The organism is Roseomonas mucosa ATCC BAA-692 (genome assembly GCF_000622225.1).
In the GTDB taxonomy this organism is placed as follows: domain Bacteria; phylum Pseudomonadota; class Alphaproteobacteria; order Acetobacterales; family Acetobacteraceae; genus Roseomonas; species Roseomonas mucosa.
Genome location: NZ_JHWD01000003.1, coordinates 63,159 through 80,943, shown reverse-complemented (window position 1 = coordinate 80,943; position 17,785 = coordinate 63,159). Strand labels below are relative to the sequence as shown.

The following is a 17,785-nucleotide window of genomic DNA, read 5'->3' as shown; positions in this document are numbered from 1 at the left end:
CGCGTCCCGGCACCATGCCGGGACGCCACCCTTCCTGCTCCCCCATGGCCGGGGCTGGAAGGCCGTTGCCGATCCATTCGCCATGACAGAGAGCCCGACCGGTCCCCGGCCGGGCTTTTCGCGTCCGGAAGGGATGCCCGGATGTCCGGGCAGGCGGCTCAGGCTGCCGCGCCGGTTCCGCTGCGCGCGATTTCCAGCCGGTTCCGGCCGGCGGCCTTGGCGCGGTAGAGCGCCTCGTCGGCCGAGGCCAGGAGATCGTCCAGCAGGATGCTGTCTCCGCCGCTGGCGCCGCCGATGCTGATGGTCACCCGGACCGGGCCGGAAGGCAGCCAGACCGGCTCCTCGCCCACCGCCAGGCGCAGGCGTTCCGCCACATTCGCCACGTCGGCCGGGGAGCGGCTGGCCATGATGACCAGGAACTCCTCGCCGCCATAGCGGGCCACGATGTCGGAGGAGCGGAGGTTGCTCCGCAGCCGCTGGGCGACCTCGCGCAGCACCACGTCGCCGCCGGCATGGCCGAAGGTGTCGTTCACGCGCTTGAAGTGGTCCACGTCCAGCAGCAGCACCGAAGCACCACCGGAACGTAGCATCGCCTCCAGGTGGCGGGAGGCATAGAGCCTGTTCCGCAGGCCGGTCAGGCTGTCCGTGACCGCCGCCTCCAGCGTGCGCTGGAGATCCTCGCGCAGCCGGTCCTGGTAGAGCTTGCGGCGGATCTGGTTGCGCGCCCGGGCCCGCAGCTCGTTGCGGTCCACCGGGCGCAGCACGTGGTCGTTGGCGCCGAGGTCGAAACCCCGGAGCACGAGCTGCCGCTGCGCCGGATCGGCGACCAGCAGCACCGGCAGGTCGCGCGTGCCGGATTGCGCCCGGAGCCGGGAGGCGAACCGCAGCCCATCGCCGGCATCGAAGGAAAGGCTCAGCACGGCCAGCTCGAACTCGCCCGACATCAGCGCGTTCCAGGCCGCACCGCGGTCGGTGGCCACGAAGCAGACCACGCCGTCCTCGGCCAGCGCCTCCTCCAGGAAGCGCGATTCCTCGCGGTCCTCGGTGACGATGAGGGCGCGCGTGCCGATCATGCTGCTCAGCGCGCGCAGCCCGCCGCTCATGCCGAGGTCGCCGGTGCTCTCGGAGCGGATGTGGAAGGCGTCCAGCACCTGCTTGGTACGCAGCAGGGCGCGCAGCCGCGCAAAGAGCGTGGCATGGTCCACCGGCTTGGAAAGGAAATCGTCGGCGCCGGCCTCCAGGCCGCGGATGCGCTCGCTCTGGTCCGTCAGGGCGGTGATCATGACCACCGGGATGTGCCCGGTCTGCTTCTGTGCCTTCAGGCGGCGGCAGACCTCGTAGCCGTCCATCCCCGGCATCATCACGTCCAGCAGGATGACGTCGGGCGCCCATTCCTCGGCGAGGCGGATGGCCGCCGGGCCGGAGCTGGCGGAGGCGACCTCGTAGTATTCGGCCCGAAGGCGGGCTTCCAGCAGATGGATGTTCGTCGCGATGTCATCCACCACCAGGATGCGGGCGCTCACGCCGGATGATCCTCCGCCTTTGGCACGGCGTCCTGGCCGGCACCGGGAGAACCGGGCGGCGTGACGCGACCGGCCTCTTCTGGCCGGGTACGAAGACCGGAAAAAGGACAAAGCGTGGCGATTTTATATCACTCCCCCTGTCCCGTGAGCGACCTTCGTGGCTGAAGCACCAATGCCCCCGCCGCGCCGGTTACGCAACCTCCGCGTGAACTCCGCACGACTCTTGCCATGGGCTTTCGGGCCATCTCCACGCCGCCGGGCGAGGCGCCGTAGCGACGCTCTTCACATATCGCACATGCGTGACCCTCGCGAGCGAAATGATTGTGCAGGGCAGCATTCCCGCACAGCCGTGGCCCGGAGGGCACTTACCGGCCACGGCCGTGCGGGCAGCGCGGGAATCAGCGCGGGGCGAACTGGGTCTTGCCGAACATGTTCTCGCGCTCCGCATCGGTGATCGCCCCCTGCCGCGAGCGGTCCGCCAGCACGGCGACGCCGCGCTGGACGGCCGGGCGGGCGGCGATGGCGTCGTGCCAGCGGAGAACCGAGGGATAGTCTGACAGGTCGATGCCACGCCGGTCCGGGTTCCGGATCCATGGGAAGGTGGCGATGTCGGCAATGGAGTACCCGGACCCGGCCAGCCATTCGGATTCCGCCAGGCGCTTCTCCAGCACCCCATGCAGCCGCCGGACCTCGTTGCCGTAGCGTTCGACGGCATAGGGGATGCGTTCAGGGGCATAGGCGGCGAAGTGGTTGTACTGGCCGAACATCGGCCCGACGCCGCCCATCTGGAACATCAGCCATTGCAGCGCCTTGAGCCGCTCCACCGGATCGGTGGGGATCAGGCGCCCGGCCTTCTCGGCCAGGTAGATCAGGATGGCGCCGCTTTCGAAGAGCTGCAGCGGCTTTCCGCCCGGCCCATCCGGATCGACGATGGCGGGGATGCGATGGTTCGGCGTGATGGCCAGGAACTCCGGGCGGAACTGCTCGCCCGCCCCTATGTTCACCGGCACCACGCGATAGGGCAGGCCCAGCTCCTCGAGCGCGATATGGACCTTGTGGCCATTGGGTGTGGGCCAGCTCCAGACTTCGATCATGCCATGCTTCCTCGGCTGCCGAGGGGCCGGAATTGGGGAGGCCGGGAGTGATCGGCAAGCCGCAAACCAGTGGTTGCGAATTCCTTCGGAACAAACCACCATCGCGGGAAATTGTCTGGAGTACCCCGGGAATGGTGGCTTGGCAGCCCGAGAACGCGGAAGCCTTCCTTGGCAAGGATGGCCTGATCGACACGCACCGTCTTCTGGACGCGACCGCCGAGGCGGAGCGGCTGGCGCGGCTGGACAGCCAGCATGAAGGCATCCCGGTCAGCGATCCACGGTTCCACATGCCCTTCTCCGACCCGGCGACGGTGCGGGAGGTGCTGCCGCAGCTGACGGTGGCCTTCCACCTCCTCCAGGCCGAGCCCGGCCACCGCGTGCTGGATCTCGGCTGCGGCCATGGCTGGCTGTCGCGGCTGCTGGCGCAGCAAGGGCTGGAGGTGCAGGCGGTCGATCCTTCCGCCACCGCGATCGGCAAGGCGAAGGCCTTCGCCTCGGTCCATCTGCCCCAGCTCGCGTCGCGGCTGAAGACGGGCGTGCTGGAGAAGGGCCGCATCCCCCTCCCCGATGCCTCGGTGGACCGGATCATCGCCTTCCACAGCCTGCACCGGCTCGGGGATCTCGCCGCGCTGCTGCCGGAGATGCAGCGCGTGCTGGCCGAGGGCGGCCGCGCCGTGATCATGACCGCGGCGCCCGGCCAGTCCCGTTCCCCGGCCGCGCAGGCGCGGATGCGGGCCACCGGCATCGCCGAGCCGGAGACGGACCCCGCCGGAATCCAGGCCGCGGCGGCGGCGGCGGGCTTCGCGCGCTGCGAGTTCGGGCTGGCGACGCGCCAGCCCGCCGTGATGGGCGCCACGGCCTATACGGCCGAGTTGGAGCGCGTGTCGCACCGTGACGCGCCGGGCGCGGCCCCCTCCCCGGCCATGCTGGCGCAGGGCGTCGCGGAGCTGGATTCCTGGCTCCGTCACGACTGCTGCATCGTCCTCAGCCGCACGGGCGAGGCGCCGGACAGCCGCGAGATCCCGCCCCTGGCCAAGCGCAAGGCGCCGATCGCCGAGATCGCGGTCCTGTCGGGCACGGCGACCAAGCAGAAGCTGTCGCTCACCGTGGCGATCCGCAATCTCGGCGGCTATCGCTGGCGTCCGGGCGGGACCGGTGCGGGCGGCGTCAACCTCGGCGTGATGCGGCGCCTGGCGGACGGCACGCTGGAGCGCGACTTCCGCCGCGTCCGGCTCAGCGCGCAGGAGATCATGCCCGGCGAGACGGTGCAGATCGTCTTCGAGCTGCCACTGCAGGATGCCCAGGGCTGGAGCATGGACCTGGTCGCCGAGGGCGTGAGCTGGTTCGGTGCCGAGATCGCCCTGGACCGGACCGGCACGGCACTGACGCCAAAGGCCAGTTGACCGGAAGTCTCTTTCCGGTGCGGGCGATTCGCGTTTCGCCGATTTCCGCCGGAGTCGTGGATTGCCCCTGGATTCGTGGACGGAAGATGGCGCAGAATGCATCCGCGGCAATCCACTTGATTCCCGTGAACCCTGCTTCGTGCCGGTTTCCGCGTCCGTTCTGTGGCAGTTCGGCCACAATGCCACAGGACGCCCTTCCGGCATCCCTGCCTCTCATGCTGGTGAATATGCTTCGCGGCTGCGGCGTGCATTTTGAGAGTCGTTCGTCCCCCCGATGAAGGACACTATCTCAATGAAACTCCGTCACGCGTTGCTCGCGACGACCCTCTTCATGGCCCCTGGTGTCGCGATGGCGCAGTCCGCCTGGTGGACGCCGCCGAGCTGGCTGGCCACCCCGGTCGCGCAGCCTGTCACCGGCCTGTACCTGTCCGGCGGCGCCGGCTGGAACCACGCCGACAAGCGCAACGCCACCTCCGATGGCGGCGCCAACGGCTTCTTCGACGCCACGGTGGGCAACCGCCAGGGCTCGTTCAAGTTCAGCGAAGGCTGGGGCGGCCAGGTCGCCGTCGGCTGGGGCTTCGGCAACGGTCTGCGCGCCGAGGTCGAGGGCAACTTCCGCGACAATCCCACCAGCAAGGTCGGCGGCTGGTCCAGCCGTGGCGTGGGCAGCACCAGCGGCAACTTCTTCAGCGGCACCGGCCGTATGCGCCAGTACGGCGTGATGGTGAACGGCTACTACGACTTCCAGCTGCCGGCCTGGTTCCCGAACATGCCGATCCCGGTCGTGCCCTATGTCGGCGGTGGCGTGGGCTGGATCTGGACGGATCTGGACAATGTCGGCGGCACGCGGGTGAACAGCGTCGGCCGTCCGGGTGATACGATCACCGTCGACGATACCGCAGGTGCCTTCGGCTACCAGGGCATCGCCGGTCTGGCCTTCCCGATCCCGGCCGTGCCTGGCCTGTCGCTGACGGCCGAGTACCGCTACCTCGGCACGCTGCAGACCAAGTATGACGGCGTCGTGCGCACCGCCTCGGGCCAAGTCCCGACCCGCGGCAAGTTCGAGATCGACGGCGCGAACAACCACTCCGCCATGCTGGGCCTGCGCTACGCGCTGTGGACCCCGCCGGCGCCCGTGGCCGCTCCGCCGGTCGTGCCGCAGGCTCCGCAGGCCGTGGCCCGCACCTACCTCGTGTTCTTCGACTGGGACCGTTACAATCTGACGGACCGCGCCCGGCAGATCATCACCGAGGCGGCGCAGAACGCGCGTAGCACGGGCTCGACCCGCATCGAGGTGGCCGGCCACGCCGACCGCTCCGGTACGCCGCAGTACAACATGGGCCTGTCGCGCCGCCGCGCCGACGCCGTGGCCGCCGAGCTGGTGCGCCAGGGCGTGCAGCGCTCGGAGATCACGGTCGAGGCCTTCGGCGAGAGCCGTCCGCTGGTGCCGACCGCCGACGGCGTGCGCGAGCCGCAGAACCGCCGCGTGGAGATCGTCCTGCGCTGATCGCGCAGACGCTCCAGGCATCGCTTCGGGAAGGGGGCCGGTCCGCGAGGACCGGCCCTTCTTCTTTGCGCGCGTCCCCGGACATCAGGCACGAAAAAGGGCGCCCGGAGGCGCCCTCTTCATGATCCCCGCCCCGCTGGCCGCCGACCCCTCGGCAGCCCCCGGCGACAAGAGGCTCGTCAGTGCTTCTTGGTGGTTGCCGAGACCTTGCGGACCTGCGGCTTGCCCGACGACACCGCCGGGCGGGTCACCGCCGCGGTGGTGGTGGCGCATTCCGGCCGGCCATGCGGGTTCGACAGGTTGTTGGCGACCGCCAGCCGCGACAGGGCCGTCACGTCGTTCGGCGCTTCCAGCGCGGTCTTGATGAGGTCCGCGCTGTTCTGGCAGAAGCGCGAGCCCATCCGGATGCCTTCCTGCGACTGCACGTTCGCCAGGGAGGTGATGTAGCTGTCCAGAGCCTTCTGGCCGCCGGCGCGGCGGTAGCTGGCGTCGATGGTCTTGTAGGCGCCGTGAAGCTGCGGGTTATAGCGCTTCACGAACTCGTTATAGACGTCCTCGTGCTTGCAGGTCAGCGCCACAACCATCAGTTGGCTCTGGAGCGCGCGCACATCGAAGGCCGTCTTTTCGGACGGCTGGATGCAGGACTGGGCAAGGGCAGGCGTGGCGGCGCCGGCGAAGGCCGCTGCCAGGCCGGCGAGCAGAAAGCGGGACGGCTTCATCGCAGCCGGGTTCTCCGATCAAGAATGACGAGGGCACCCCCTGCCCCCACACGCCCTATAATGGCCGCCAGCCGCCCTGCACAGGAGAGTTTTTCGGGAAGCTGGACCGAGGGAGAGCAATGGGTTGCGGTTCGTTGCCGAAATGCCATGGCAGAAGCGTCAGGCAACCTTCCCGGGCTTCTGCATGCGGGCGAGGCGCGCCAGTTGCCGGTCCAGGAAGGCCAGGGTCGCGGCATCGTCCTCCGAGGGGTCGCCCATCCAATAGGCCAGGACGCTACCGTAGAGCCCCGCCAGGGTCGCGCGCCGCGTGTACCAGGACAGGTCGTCGGAACGGTCCCCCGCGGCCTCCCAGATCGCGCTGACGGTGCGCGCCAGGGTCCGGGCGGCGAGACGGGCGTTCCAGGGCAGCGCCTGCCGCGCCAGGGCCAGCCGCACCGCCTCCTTGTCGGGCCGGGCGAGCCGCAGCCGGGTGGCGATCAGGGTGCGGACCCGCTGCGGCGTGCGCAGCCCGGACAGGTCGGCGGCCTCCGCCATCTCGCGGTCCGCGAGGTCGCACCAGGCTTCCATCGCCCCCGGCACGCCGGAGGGAAACAGCGATTCCACGATCTCCGGCGGCTGGCCGGCCGTCGCGGCACCGGCGCGCAGGGCGGCCATGCTCCAGCCGAGGCGCGGCACATGCGGCAGGCTGGCCCGCAGCAGGGTATCCCGCTCCGGGCTGCGCTCGGGCGGGGCGATCCGGGGCGGCGGCGGCAGGCAGGCGATCACGAGGCGGCCTCTGCCTCTTCCGCCTTGCGGCGCTCCGCGGCGGCACGGGCGAGTTCCTGGTCGAAGCCCAGCAGCGTCAGGTCGGGCATCCGCATGGTATAGAGCGTGCCCTCCAGGTGGTCGTATTCGTGTTGCAGGACACGGGCGCTCATGCCCTCGGCCTCGCCGCCGATCTCCCGCCCATCGAGGTCCTGCGCCCGCCAGCGCACCCGCTTCGCGCGCGGCACGCAGCCGCGCAGGCCGGGGATGGAGAGGCAGCCCTCCCAGCCGCTCTCGACCTCCTCGCCCAGCGCCTCCAGCTCCGGGTTCACCAGGGCGCGCCCGCCCTCCCATTCCCGCACGACGAAAAGGCGCAGCGGCACATGCACCTGCGGCGCGGCGAGGCCGACCCCGCCGGCATCGAGCATGGTCTCCACCATGTCCTCCACGAGGCGGCGGATCTCCGGGTCGCGCGGGTCGGCGACGGGCTCGGCTCGGCGCAGCAGCACCGGATGGCCCATTCGCGCGATCTTGAGGATGGCCATCGACTGGTCCCTGGATATAGAGAAACGGGAATCCCATCTGGGAAGCCCGGTGCCGCCTGGAAGGGCTTCCTTGCAGGCGGCGGACGTGCTATCGGCGCCGCTCCCGAGGATCGGGCGTCAGCGCCTGTGGTTCGGCACGTCATCTACCACCCTTTTTGGAACAGGAGGACCGAGCCGCGTGCAGGTCGTCGTTCGGGATAACAATGTTGACCAGGCCCTGAAGGCCCTGAAGAAGAAGCTTCAGCGCGAGGGCGTGTTCCGTGAGATGAAGCTCCGCCGGCACTACGAGAAGCCGTCCGAGCGCCGCGCCCGCGAGGCCGCCGAGGCCGTCCGCCGCGCCCGCAAGGTCGAGCGCAAGCGCCTGGAGCGCGAGGGCTTCTGAGCCCTCCTCCCTTCCTCCGGGAAGGGTCGGAGAGAGCCGTTTGAAACACCGCGGTGCGGGTTCCTCCCCGCAAGCCGCGGTTTTTCAGTTTGGGGATGCCCTTTCCGGACATTCCCGGCCGCAGGGTGGGCGGATGATGAACCCACCGCGAGCCCCGGGGACGGCCTGGCCATCCCCGGGCGCGGAGGCCCGCGCTATTTCTGCAGGGCCTGGACGATCTGCTGGGTGACCTTCTTGGCATCCCCGAACAGCATCATCGTGTTGTCGCGGAAGAACAGCTCGTTCTCCACCCCGGCATAGCCGCTGGACATGCCGCGCTTGACGAAGAACACGGTCTTCGCCCGCTCCACATCCAGGATCGGCATGCCGTAGATCGCCGAGGACTTGTCGGTCTTCGCCGCCGGGTTGGTGACGTCGTTGGCCCCGATCACATAGGCCACGTCGGCCTCGGCGAATTCGGGGTTGATCTCCTCCAGCTCCTTCACGTCGTCATAGGGCACGTTGGCCTCGGCCAGCAGCACGTTCATGTGCCCCGGCATCCGTCCCGCCACCGGGTGGATGGCGTATTCCACCGTGGCGCCCTCCTTCTTCAGCAGGTCGGCCATCTCGCGGACCACCTGCTGCGCCTGCGCCACCGCCATGCCGTAGCCGGGCACGATGATGATCTTGCCGGCGTTCTTCATGATGTAGGCCGCATCCTCCGGCGAGCCGGACTTCACCGGCCGCGCCGGCTGCGCCGCGCCACCGCCGCCCGTGGCCGCGCCGGCATCCGAGCCGAAGCCGCCCAGCAGCACGTTGACGATCGAGCGGTTCATGCCCTTGCACATGATGTAGGACAGGATCGCGCCCGAGGCGCCGACCAGCGCGCCGGTGACGATCAGCAGCAGGTTGCCGACGGTGAAGCCGATGCCCGCCGCCGCCCAGCCGGAATAGCTGTTCAGCATCGACACCACGACCGGCATGTCCGCGCCCCCGATCGGGATGATCAGCAGGAAGCCCAGCCCGAAGGAGAGCAGCGCGATCAGCCAGAACAGCACCGCGCTGCCCGTGGCGACGAAGCCGATCACCAGGACCAGCAGCAGGATGCCGAGCGCGAGGTTCAGCCAGTGCTGCCCCCGGAACAGGATCGGCGCGCCCGACATCAACCCCTGGAGCTTGGCGAAAGCGATCACCGAGCCGGAGAAGGTGATGGCGCCGATAGCCAGGCCCAGCGACATCTCCACCAGCGACTGGGCATGGATGTCGCCCGGCACGCCGATGCCGAAACTCTGCGGCGCGTAGAAGGCGGCGGCCGCGACGCAGACGGCGGCGAGGCCGACCAGCGAGTGGAAGGCCGCGACGAGCTGCGGCAGCGCCGTCATCTGGATGCGGTTGGCGAGATAGGCGCCGATGCCGCCGCCGATCACCAGCCCGGCCAGCACGATGGCGATGCCACCGCCCGACATGCCCGGCTGGGCCAGCGTCGCGACCACGGCGATGCCCATGCCGACCATGCCGAAGAGGTTGCCGCGCCGGCTGGTTTCCGGATGGCTCAGCCCGCGCAGCGCCAGGATGAACAGGACCGCGGCGACGAGATAGGCCAGCGTCGAGAGGGTATGCGACATGCCCTCACCCCTTCCGCTTGAACATCGCGAGCATCCGGCGCGTGACCAGGAAGCCGCCGAAGATGTTCACCGAGGCCAGCGTCACGGCCAGGAAGCCGAAGACCTTGGCGGCGATGGAATCGCCCAGGCCGGTAGCCAGGATGGCGCCCACCACGATCACCGAGGAGATGGCGTTGGTGACGCCCATCAGCGGCGAATGCAGCGCCGGCGTCACGTTCCACACGACGTGGTAGCCGACGAAGCAGGCCAGCAGGAAGATCGTCAGCAGCAGCAGGAAGGGCTCCACCACGGCGGCGCCATGGGCGACCTGCTCCATCGCCACCGGGGCGTGCTGTTCCGCCAGCAGCCGGGCCTGGCGCGCGAGGTCCAGCGCCTGGGCCGCCAGGGCATCGGCGCGGCCCGCCAGGCCCTGGACAGCCCCCTGGGCGTTCTCGTTCGGGTTCATCGCTGTTCCCCCCTCAGCTGTTCTGGAATTGCGGATGGACAACCGCGCCGCCCCGGGTCAGCAGCACCCCGCGCACGATCTCGTCCTCCTCCGGCAGTTTCGGCATCCCGGCCTCCTTGTCCCAGAAGGTGGTCAGGAAGGTCAGCAGGTTGCGGGCATAGAGGCTGCTCGCCGCCGCCGGGATGCGGGCGGGCCAGTTGCGCCAGCCCAGCACCTTCACCCCGTTCTCCGTGGTCACGGCCTCGCCCGGCACGGTCGCGGCGCAGTTGCCCCCGGCATCGGCGGCGATGTCCACCACCACCGCGCCCGGCTTCATCGCGGCGACCATGGCCTCGGTCAGCAGCACCGGCGCCTTGCGGCCCTGCACCAGCGCGGTGCAGATCACGATATCCGCCCTGGCGGCGGCGGCGGCCACGACCTCGGCCTGCTTGCGGAGGTATTCCGGGCTCATCGCCTTGGCATAGCCACCGGCGGTCTGGGCGGCGGCGCTCTCCTCGTCCTCCACGCCGACGAAGCTGGCGCCGAGGGACTTGATCTCCTCCTTGGCCGCCGGCCGCACGTCGGAGGCCGAGACGCGCCCGCCCAGCCGCCGCGCCGTGGCGATGGCCTGCAGCCCCGCGACGCCCGCGCCCAGCACCAGCACATTCGCCGCCGGGATGGTGCCCGCCGCCGTCATCAGCATCGGGAAGCCGCGGTCGAAGGCCCCCGCCGCCTCGATCACCGCGCGGTAGCCCGCGAGGTTCGCCTGGGAGGAGAGCACGTCCATGCTCTGCGCCCGGGTGATGCGCGGGGCCAGTTCCATGGCGCAGGCGGTGATGCGGCGCGCCGCATAGGCCCTGTTGCGCTCCGGCGCGGAGGCCGCCTCCAGCGTGCCGATCAGCACGGCGCCCTCGGGGATCAGGGCGATCTCGTCCACCTCCCCCTCGCCCGCCGCCAGCGGCGCGCGGACCTTGAGCACGATCCCCGCCCCGGCCAGGACGGCGGCGGCATCCGGCGCGATCTCCGCCCCCGCCTCGGCATAGGCGGCATCGGGAATGCCCGCCGCCAGCCCGGCCCCCTTCTCCACCGCCACGGACAGGCCAAGCCCGATCAGCTTGCGGACCGTCTCGGGCGTCGCCGCCACTCGTGCCTCCGTGGCACGCCTTTCCTTTGGCACGGCCAGGCGCATGCAGGCTTCCCTCCGGTTTCCGTTTCTGCCCGGTCACGATCACCGGGCGCCGGAAGGGCCGCAAGGGCACGCATCGCGAATTCGGACAGGTTTCCGCCCCGCCCCGCGAAGGATTCTTCTACGGGCAGGCGGTCCCGCCACCGGAAGGGGCGGCGGGACGCCGGAACCGGGGCCTGTCGGTCAGCCCGCCGCCGGAACCCCGGCCTGCCGCAGCGCCTCGGCCTGCCGCGCCGCCAGCGCATCCTCGTCATAGCCGGCGATCAGCTCCTCGAAGAGCCGGTGCCAGTTCTGCTTCGCCTTCAGCCGCAGGAAGACGCTGCCCAGGCCCACCGTGGAGCGGTCCATCAGCACGAACTCGCGCGGCGGCCGCACGCCGCCGGTCTTCTTCAGCCCGGCATGCACCTCCTCCGCGACCTTGCGCCCGAACTGCGGGTCCTGGGTCTCGGAAATCGGCCGCACGCGGTCGTCGATCAGCGGCTCGTGCAGGAAGCGCGCCCACTTCATCAGCACCTGCCAGGTCTCGCGCGGCAGGTTGCGGAAGCCCCAGGCCTCGAAGGCATGGATCGCCTTCTCGTCGTCGCCGTCGCGCACCGCCTCATAGAGCCGGACCACGGCGGTGACGAAGTGCGGCGGGAAGACGCGGATGGTGCCGAAGTCGAGCAGGTTGATCCCGTGCAGGTCTGACCGGATCTGGTAGTTGCCCAGATGCGGGTCCCCATGGATCACGCCGTAATGGTAGAAGGGCACGTACCAGGCGCGGAACAGCACCCGCGCATAGGCATCGCGCTCCTCCTGCGGCGGGTCCTCGTCGATGCGCGACTGGATGGCGCGGCCCTCGAGCCAGGTCATGGTCAGCAGGCGCTTGGTGGTCAGCTCCGGCACCGGCTCGGGCACGCGGATCTCCGGCTCGCCCGCCAGCATCAGGCGGTAGAGCCGCATATGCGCGGCCTCCCGCTCGTAGTCGAGCTCCTCGCGCAGCCGCTCGCTCAGCTCGGCATAGACATCGTCGCTCTGGATCGAGCTGTCCATGCGCGCATAGATGCCCATGGCGAGGCGGAGCTGTCGCAGGTCGGCCTCCACCACGCTCGGCATGTCCGGGTATTGCAGCTTGCAGGCGACCTCCCGCCCGTCCGGCAGGGTGGCGCGATGCACCTGCCCCAGCGAGGCCGCCGCCGCCGCCGTCTGGCCGAAGGCGGTGAAGCGCGACTGCCAGGCCGGCCCCAGCTCGGTGGACATGCGCCGCCGCACGAAGGGCCAGCCCATCGCCGGGGCGTTGGACTGGAGCTGCGACAGCTCCCGCGCATATTCCTCGGGCAGCGCGTCGGGGATGGTGGAGAGAAGCTGCGCCACCTTCATCATCGGGCCCTTCAGCCCGCCCAGCACCGCCCGCAGGTCCTCCGCATGGGCGGACTTGTCGGTCTTCAGCCCGAGATAGCGCTCCCCCGCCACGCGGGCGGCGATGCCGCCCACCGCGCCGGAGGTGCGCGCCATGCGGCGGATCTCGCCGAACAGGCTGTTGCCGCGTCTTGTGTCGCTCATGCGCTCCTCACGCCGCCCCCTCGGGGGCCGGCTGCTCCAGCTCGGTGATGAAGCCGTCGATCACGTCGAGCCCCTTGTTCCAGAAGCCGGGATCGGAGGCGTCGAGGCCGAAGGGCGCCAGCAGCTCCTTGTGCCGCAGCGTGCCGCCGGCGCGCAGCAGGTCGAGGTACTTCTCCTGGAAGCCCGGCACCTCGCCCGACTGGTAGACGCTGTAGAGCGCGTTCACCAGGCAGTCCCCGAAGGCATAGGCATAGACGTAGAAGGGCGTGTGCACGAAATGCGGCACATAGGCCCAGTACACGTTGTAGTCCGGCGTGAACTCGAAGGCCGGGCCCAGGCTCTCGCCCTGCACGCCCATCCAGATCTCGCCGATCTGCTCGGAAGACAGCTCGCCCTTGCGGCGCGCCTCGTGCAGGCGGGATTCGAAGGTATAGAACGCGATCTGCCGCACCACCGTGTTCAGCATGTCCTCCACCTTGCCGGCCAGCAGCATGCGGCGGCGGGTGGGGTCGGTCTCGGCATCCAGCACGGCGCGGAAGGTCAGCATCTCGCCGAAGACGCTGGCCGTCTCGGCGAGGGTCAGCGGCGTGCCGGAGCGCAGGTAGCCCTGCTTCGAGGCCAGGATCTGGTGCACGCCATGGCCCAGCTCATGCGCCAGCGTCATCACGTCGCGCGACTTGCCGTGGTAGTTCAGCAGCAGGTACGGATGCACCGAGGGCACGGTCGGATGCGCGAAGGCGCCGGAGGCCTTGCCCGGCCGGGGTGGCACGTCGATCCAGGGGCTGTCGAAGAAGCGCCTGCCGATCGCGGCCAGTTCCGGGGAGAAGGCGTTGTAGGCGGCGAAGACCCGCTCCTTGGCCTCGGACCAGGGGATCGTGCGGTCCTCCTCCTGCGGCAGGGGCGCGTTGCGGTCCCAGTGCTGCAGCTTCTCCAGACCAAGCCACTTCGCCTTCATCGCGTAGTAGCGGTGCGACAGGCGCGGATAGCTCGCGCGCACGGCGGAGACCAGCGCGTCCACCACCTCGTCCTCGACCATGTTGGCGCGGTTGCGGGACGATCCGGGGCGCGGGTAGTGGCGCCAGTTGTCGATGATCTCCTTGTCCTTGGCGAGCGTGTTGGTGATCAGCGAAAACAGCGGGACACGCTCGCCGAAGGCCGCGGAGACGCCCTTGGCCGCCGCCTCGCGCACCGCGCGGTCCCGGTCGGAAAGCTTGTTCAGCGCGGAGGAGACGGTGAGGTCCTCCTGCCCCACCCGCACCTTCATGGCGGCGATGGTCTCATCGAACAGGCGGTTCCAGGCGGAGCGGCCGGTGACCTCCTTCTCGTGCAGCAGCTTCTCCAGCTCGTCGGAAAGCTGGTGCGGACGGAACACCCGCAGGTCGCGCAGCCAGGGGCGCCATCCGGCCAGTCCGGCGGATTCCGCCAGCTTGGCCTCCAGCACGGAATCCTCCAGCCGGTTCAGCTCCAGCGTCAGGAACAGCAGGTGGCTGCTGATGTCGGTCGCCCGCTCCTGCATGGTCTGGTAGAAGCGGCCGTGTTCCGGCTTCGTGGCATCGCCCGCGAAAAGCAGCTGGGCGAAGGACAGGACCCGCCCCAGGATCTCCTCCACCGCCTCGTAGCGCCGGATCGCCGCCGCCAGGGCATCGCCGGACAGGCCGGCGAGCTTTCCGGCGGCCTCCGCCTCCAGCGCCTTCGCCTCCGCCTCCGCACGGCCGAGATCGGCGTCGAGCTTCGGGTCGTCGATCCCCGCATAGAGGTCCGACAGGTTCCATTCCGGCAGGGCCTCGCCCCCGCCGCCCCCGGCCCGGCCGGAGATGTCGAGGGTGGCGCGGCCAGGGATGGAGGAGTCGGCTAGGCAGGTCGGTCGAAACATGGAAATGCGTGCGCCTCGCGGGAGGAGTGGAACGGCCTGGATATATGACCACCCCGCCTCCCACCAAGACAGCCGGGCGATGACGATAGGGGGAAGCGACAGAATGACCGAACGCTGGGACAGCCTCCCCGCCATGCTGCTGGGCCTGGCCGCGCGCTGGCGCGACCGGCCGATGCTGCGCCACTGGGTCCGGGACGGGTCGGGCGGGGACTGGCAGCGGATGAGTTGGGCCGGATTCGCCCATGCGGTGGCCGCCGCCGCCGCCGGGCTGCGCGCCCGCGGGGTGATGCCGGGCGATCGCGTGCTGCTGGTCAGCGAGAACCGGCCGGAATTCCCCATCGCCGACACCGCCATCATGGCCATCGGCGCGGTCACGGTGCCGACCTACACCACCAACACCGTGGCCGACCACGCCCATATCCTGCGCAACAGCGGCGCCCGGGTGGCCATCGCCTCCACCGCCGGGCTGGCCAGCCGGATCGCCGAGGCGGCACGGCAGGCCCAGGGACGGAATGAGGGTGGGGGGAACGAGGGGGGCGGCAACGACCCGGGGCTGGACCTGCTCGTCTGCATGGAGGAAGCGCCGGGGACCCTGTCCTGGCAGGCGCTGACCGCCGATCCGGGCGACCTCGCCCTGCTGGTGGCGGAGGTGGCGCAGATCCCGCCCGGGCGGCTGGCCTGCCTCGTCTATACCTCCGGCACCGGCGGCCTGCCGCGCGGCGTGATGCTGCCGCACCGGGCCATGCTGGCGAACCAGGCCGGACTCGCCACGGTGGTCAGGCGGCTGAAGCTGGAGGGCGAGTGCTACCTCTCCTTCCTGCCCCTCTCCCATGCCTACGAGCACACGGTCGGCAACTTCCTGCTGCCCTCGCTCGGCATGGAGGTGGTCTACAGCCGTGGCGCCGATCGGCTGGCCGCCGAGTTCACCGAGATCGAGCCCGCCCTGGTGACCGCCGTGCCGCGCCTCTTCCAGGTGCTGCGCCACCGCATCCTGACCCAGGTCGAGAAGGAGGCCGGCTGGAAGCAGCGCCTGTTCCGCCAGGCCATCGCCCTCGGCCTGCGCCGGATGGACGGGCCGCCCCTGTCCCTGCTGGAGCGGATCGAGGACGCGGCGCTGGACCGGCTGGTGCGCGCGAAGCTGCGCGCCCGCTTCGGCCGGCGGCTGGTGGCGATGGTGTCCGGCGGCGCCCGGCTGGACCCGGAGCTTTCGGGCTTCTTCCTGGCCCTCGGCGTGACCGTGCTGCAGGGCTATGGCCAGACCGAGGCCGGGCCGGTGGTCAGCGTCAACCTGCCCTGGGACAATCGCCGCGACAGCGTCGGCGCCCCCCTGCCCGGCGTCGAGACGATGATCGCGGAGGATGGCGAGCTGCTGCTGCGGGGCGAGCTGGTGATGGACGGCTACTGGAACGCCCCGGAGGCCACCGCCGCGGCGCTGGAAGGCGGCTGGCTGCACACCGGCGATACCGGCGAGATCGACTCGGCGGGACATATCGTCATCCGCGATCGCAAGAAGGACTTCATCAAAACCCTGGGCGGTGACATGGTGAGCCCCGCCAAGATCGAGGGGCTGCTGATGGCGGAGCCGGAGATCGCCCAGGCCGTGATCGCCGGCGAGGGCCGCCAGGGCGTGGTGGCGCTGCTGGTGCCGGCGGAAGGCGCCGAGGAGCGGGTCGGCCCGGCGGTGGACCGGGTGAACGCGCGGCTGTCCAGCATCGAGCGCATCCGTCGCTGGCGGCTGGTCGAGCCCTTCACCGTCGAGAACGGGCTGATGACACCGACCCTGAAGGTCCGCCGCCGCATCGTGCTGCAACAGCACGCCCCGCTGGTGGAGGCCCTGTATTGATGGAGCCCCTGTATTGATGGAGGTCCTGTATTGAGCCACCGGATCCACATCCTGGGCGCGTCCGGCAGCGGCACGACGACGCTGGGCGCGGCCCTGGCGACGCGCCTTGGCTGTCCGCACGAGGATGCCGATCTCTACTACTGGCGGCGCACCGACCCGCCCTTCACCACCAAGCGGCCGGTGCCGGAGCGTCTCGCCCTGCTGCAACAGGCGCTGGAGGATGCCGCCGGCTGGGTGCTGAGCGGCTCCATGGTCTCCTGGGGCGGAAGCCTCGTGCCGCGCTTCGACCTGGTGGTCTTCCTGAGCCTCGACCCGGCGGAGCGGATGCGACGCCTGCTGGCGCGGGAGGAAGCCCGCCATGGCGCCCGCATCCGGCCGGGCGGCGACATGGCCGAGGCCAGCGCCGCCTTCCTGGCCTGGGCCGAGAGCTATGACACGGCGGGGCCGGAAATCCGCTCCCGCACCCTGCACGAGGGCTGGCTGGCCGAACTGTCCTGCCCGGTGCTGCGGCTGCGCACGGAGATGCCGGTGCCGCATCTGGTGGAACAGGTCTGCGCCGAACTGTCCCGCATCCCCTGCCGGCGCCGCGCGAGGCCCGCCAGCCTGCTGACGCAGCAGGCGATGGACCGGTACTGACCCGCCCTAGTCCCCCGCCGGCTTCCCTCGCAGCCGCTTGACCTCGCCGCGCCGGACCTTGCCCTCCACCCGGCGCCGCTTCTCCCCCTTCGGCACGCGGGTCGCGATGCGCGGCACCGGCGGCACCGCCGCCTCGCGCAGCAGTTCCAGCAGGCGTTCCAGCGCATCCTCGCGGTTCCGCTCCAGCGAGCGGAAGCGCTGGGCGGCGATCACCACCACCCCTTCCGAGGTCAGCCTGTGCCCGGCGAGCCGGGCGGCCCGCGCCTTCACCGCCGGGGGCAGCGAGGGCGAGTTGCGCAGGTCGAAGCTGAGGCGGACGGCGGTGGAGACCTTGTTCACGTTCTGCCCGCCCGGGCCGGAAGCGCGGACGAAGCTTTCCGTGATCTCCTCCTCGCGCAGCGCCAGCCGGGCATCGATCGGGATCAGCCTCCCGCGCCCTTCCTCCTCCGGCGCCACGCGCGGCGCCTTACATGCCGAGCGCGCGGCGGTAGAGGTCGAGCAGGGTCTCCTGCTCCTCCACCTCGGCGGGCTCCTGCTTGCGCTGGCGGATGATCTGCCGGATCACCTTGACGTCGAAGCCCGCGGACTTCGCCTCGCCGAAGATGTCCTTGATGTCGTCGGCCAGCGCCTTGCGCTCCTCCTCCAGCCGCTCCACCCGCTCGATGATGGAGCGCAGACGGTCCGCGGCGATGCCGCCGACATCGGTGTCCTGCTCCTGGTCCTGATCGGTCACGTCCGACATATGTTCTCCCCCGTGAAA

17 protein-coding genes are annotated in these 17,785 nt (G+C 70.4%); 5 read left to right on the top strand and 12 right to left on the bottom strand.

The genetic code is table 11. The annotated features are described in order from the left end of the window. Positions 1 to 158: 158 nt before the first annotated feature. Positions 159 to 1,523 (bottom strand): PleD family two-component system response regulator, encoded by a 1,365-nt coding sequence (locus BT98_RS23345; protein ID WP_019459950.1) that lies wholly within the window; start codon positions 1,521 to 1,523, stop codon positions 159 to 161. A gap of 398 nt (positions 1,524 to 1,921) precedes the next feature. Beyond that, positions 1,922 to 2,617 (bottom strand): glutathione S-transferase family protein, encoded by a 696-nt coding sequence (locus BT98_RS0105190; RefSeq protein ID WP_019459951.1) that lies wholly within the window; start codon positions 2,615 to 2,617, stop codon positions 1,922 to 1,924. A gap of 131 nt (positions 2,618 to 2,748) precedes the next feature. Between BT98_RS0105190 and BT98_RS25970 the strand changes: the two genes are divergently transcribed. Together BT98_RS25970 and BT98_RS0105180 are read left to right on the top strand one after the other, a co-directional pair. Next, entirely contained in the window at positions 2,749 to 4,020 is a 1,272-nt protein-coding gene (locus BT98_RS25970; RefSeq protein WP_019459952.1) for a class I SAM-dependent methyltransferase, read from the top strand. Positions 4,021 to 4,312: 292 nt separating this feature from the next. After that, positions 4,313 to 5,527 (top strand): OmpA family protein, encoded by a 1,215-nt coding sequence (locus BT98_RS0105180; protein ID WP_037249914.1) that lies wholly within the window; start codon positions 4,313 to 4,315, stop codon positions 5,525 to 5,527. 179 nt (positions 5,528 to 5,706) lie between these two features. Here BT98_RS0105180 and BT98_RS25965 read toward each other — a convergent pair whose 3' ends face one another. The 3 genes from BT98_RS25965 to def form a co-directional block, all read right to left on the bottom strand. Further along, positions 5,707 to 6,246, bottom strand: a complete 540-nt coding sequence (locus BT98_RS25965) for a hypothetical protein (protein ID WP_019459556.1) — start codon at positions 6,244 to 6,246, stop codon at positions 5,707 to 5,709. A 159-nt stretch (positions 6,247 to 6,405) separates the two neighbouring features. Next, positions 6,406 to 7,011: a COQ9 family protein gene (locus BT98_RS0105170; protein ID WP_019459557.1), complete on the bottom strand. Its 606-nt coding sequence runs from the start codon at positions 7,009 to 7,011 to the stop codon at positions 6,406 to 6,408. After that, on the bottom strand, positions 7,008 to 7,535 hold the full coding sequence (gene def, locus BT98_RS0105165) for a peptide deformylase (RefSeq protein WP_019459558.1): 528 nt from the start codon (positions 7,533 to 7,535) through the stop codon (positions 7,008 to 7,010). Before def ends, BT98_RS0105170 begins: the two co-directional genes overlap by 4 nt. A 178-nt stretch (positions 7,536 to 7,713) precedes the next feature. Between def and rpsU the strand changes: the two genes are divergently transcribed. Next, entirely contained in the window at positions 7,714 to 7,917 is a 204-nt protein-coding gene (rpsU, locus tag BT98_RS0105160; protein WP_019459559.1) for a 30S ribosomal protein S21, read from the top strand. 194 nt (positions 7,918 to 8,111) lie between these two features. Here the strand turns inward: rpsU and BT98_RS0105155 are convergent, their stop codons facing one another. The 5 genes from BT98_RS0105155 to BT98_RS0105135 all read right to left on the bottom strand — a co-directional run bounded on the left by BT98_RS0105155 (position 8,112) and on the right by BT98_RS0105135 (position 14,546). Further along, positions 8,112 to 9,521, bottom strand: coding sequence for an NAD(P)(+) transhydrogenase (Re/Si-specific) subunit beta (locus tag BT98_RS0105155; protein ID WP_019459560.1), 1,410 nt, complete (start codon positions 9,519 to 9,521; stop codon positions 8,112 to 8,114). A 4-nt stretch (positions 9,522 to 9,525) separates the two neighbouring features. After that, the gene (locus BT98_RS0105150; RefSeq protein ID WP_019459561.1) at positions 9,526 to 9,966 is read right to left on the bottom strand and encodes an NAD(P) transhydrogenase subunit alpha; all 441 of its coding nucleotides are present in this window, start codon (positions 9,964 to 9,966) and stop codon (positions 9,526 to 9,528) included. Positions 9,967 to 9,979: 13 nt separating this feature from the next. Beyond that, entirely contained in the window at positions 9,980 to 11,134 is a 1,155-nt protein-coding gene (locus BT98_RS0105145) for a Re/Si-specific NAD(P)(+) transhydrogenase subunit alpha (protein WP_019459562.1), read from the bottom strand. Between the two features lie 180 nt (positions 11,135 to 11,314). Then, positions 11,315 to 12,673, bottom strand: coding sequence for an ABC1 kinase family protein (locus BT98_RS0105140; RefSeq protein ID WP_019459563.1), 1,359 nt, complete (start codon positions 12,671 to 12,673; stop codon positions 11,315 to 11,317). A gap of 7 nt (positions 12,674 to 12,680) precedes the next feature. After that, positions 12,681 to 14,546 (bottom strand): M3 family oligoendopeptidase, encoded by a 1,866-nt coding sequence (locus BT98_RS0105135; RefSeq protein ID WP_019459564.1) that lies wholly within the window; start codon positions 14,544 to 14,546, stop codon positions 12,681 to 12,683. 103 nt (positions 14,547 to 14,649) lie between these two features. Here BT98_RS0105135 and BT98_RS25960 point away from each other — a divergent pair, with 103 nt between their 5' ends. Together BT98_RS25960 and BT98_RS0105125 are read left to right on the top strand one after the other, a co-directional pair. Continuing rightward, a complete protein-coding gene (locus tag BT98_RS25960) occupies positions 14,650 to 16,389 on the top strand; it encodes an AMP-dependent synthetase/ligase (protein WP_019459565.1) in 1,740 nt (579 codons plus the stop codon). A 30-nt stretch (positions 16,390 to 16,419) separates the two neighbouring features. Further along, the gene (locus tag BT98_RS0105125) at positions 16,420 to 17,025 is read left to right on the top strand and encodes an AAA family ATPase (protein WP_019459566.1); all 606 of its coding nucleotides are present in this window, start codon (positions 16,420 to 16,422) and stop codon (positions 17,023 to 17,025) included. A 6-nt stretch (positions 17,026 to 17,031) separates the two neighbouring features. Here the strand turns inward: BT98_RS0105125 and arfB are convergent, their stop codons facing one another. Then, positions 17,032 to 17,481: an alternative ribosome rescue aminoacyl-tRNA hydrolase ArfB gene (gene arfB, locus BT98_RS0105120; RefSeq protein ID WP_019459567.1), complete on the bottom strand. Its 450-nt coding sequence runs from the start codon at positions 17,479 to 17,481 to the stop codon at positions 17,032 to 17,034. 10 nt (positions 17,482 to 17,491) lie between these two features. Further along, entirely contained in the window at positions 17,492 to 17,767 is a 276-nt protein-coding gene (locus BT98_RS0105115; protein WP_019459568.1) for a DUF2312 domain-containing protein, read from the bottom strand. Positions 17,768 to 17,785: the final 18 nt, after the last annotated feature.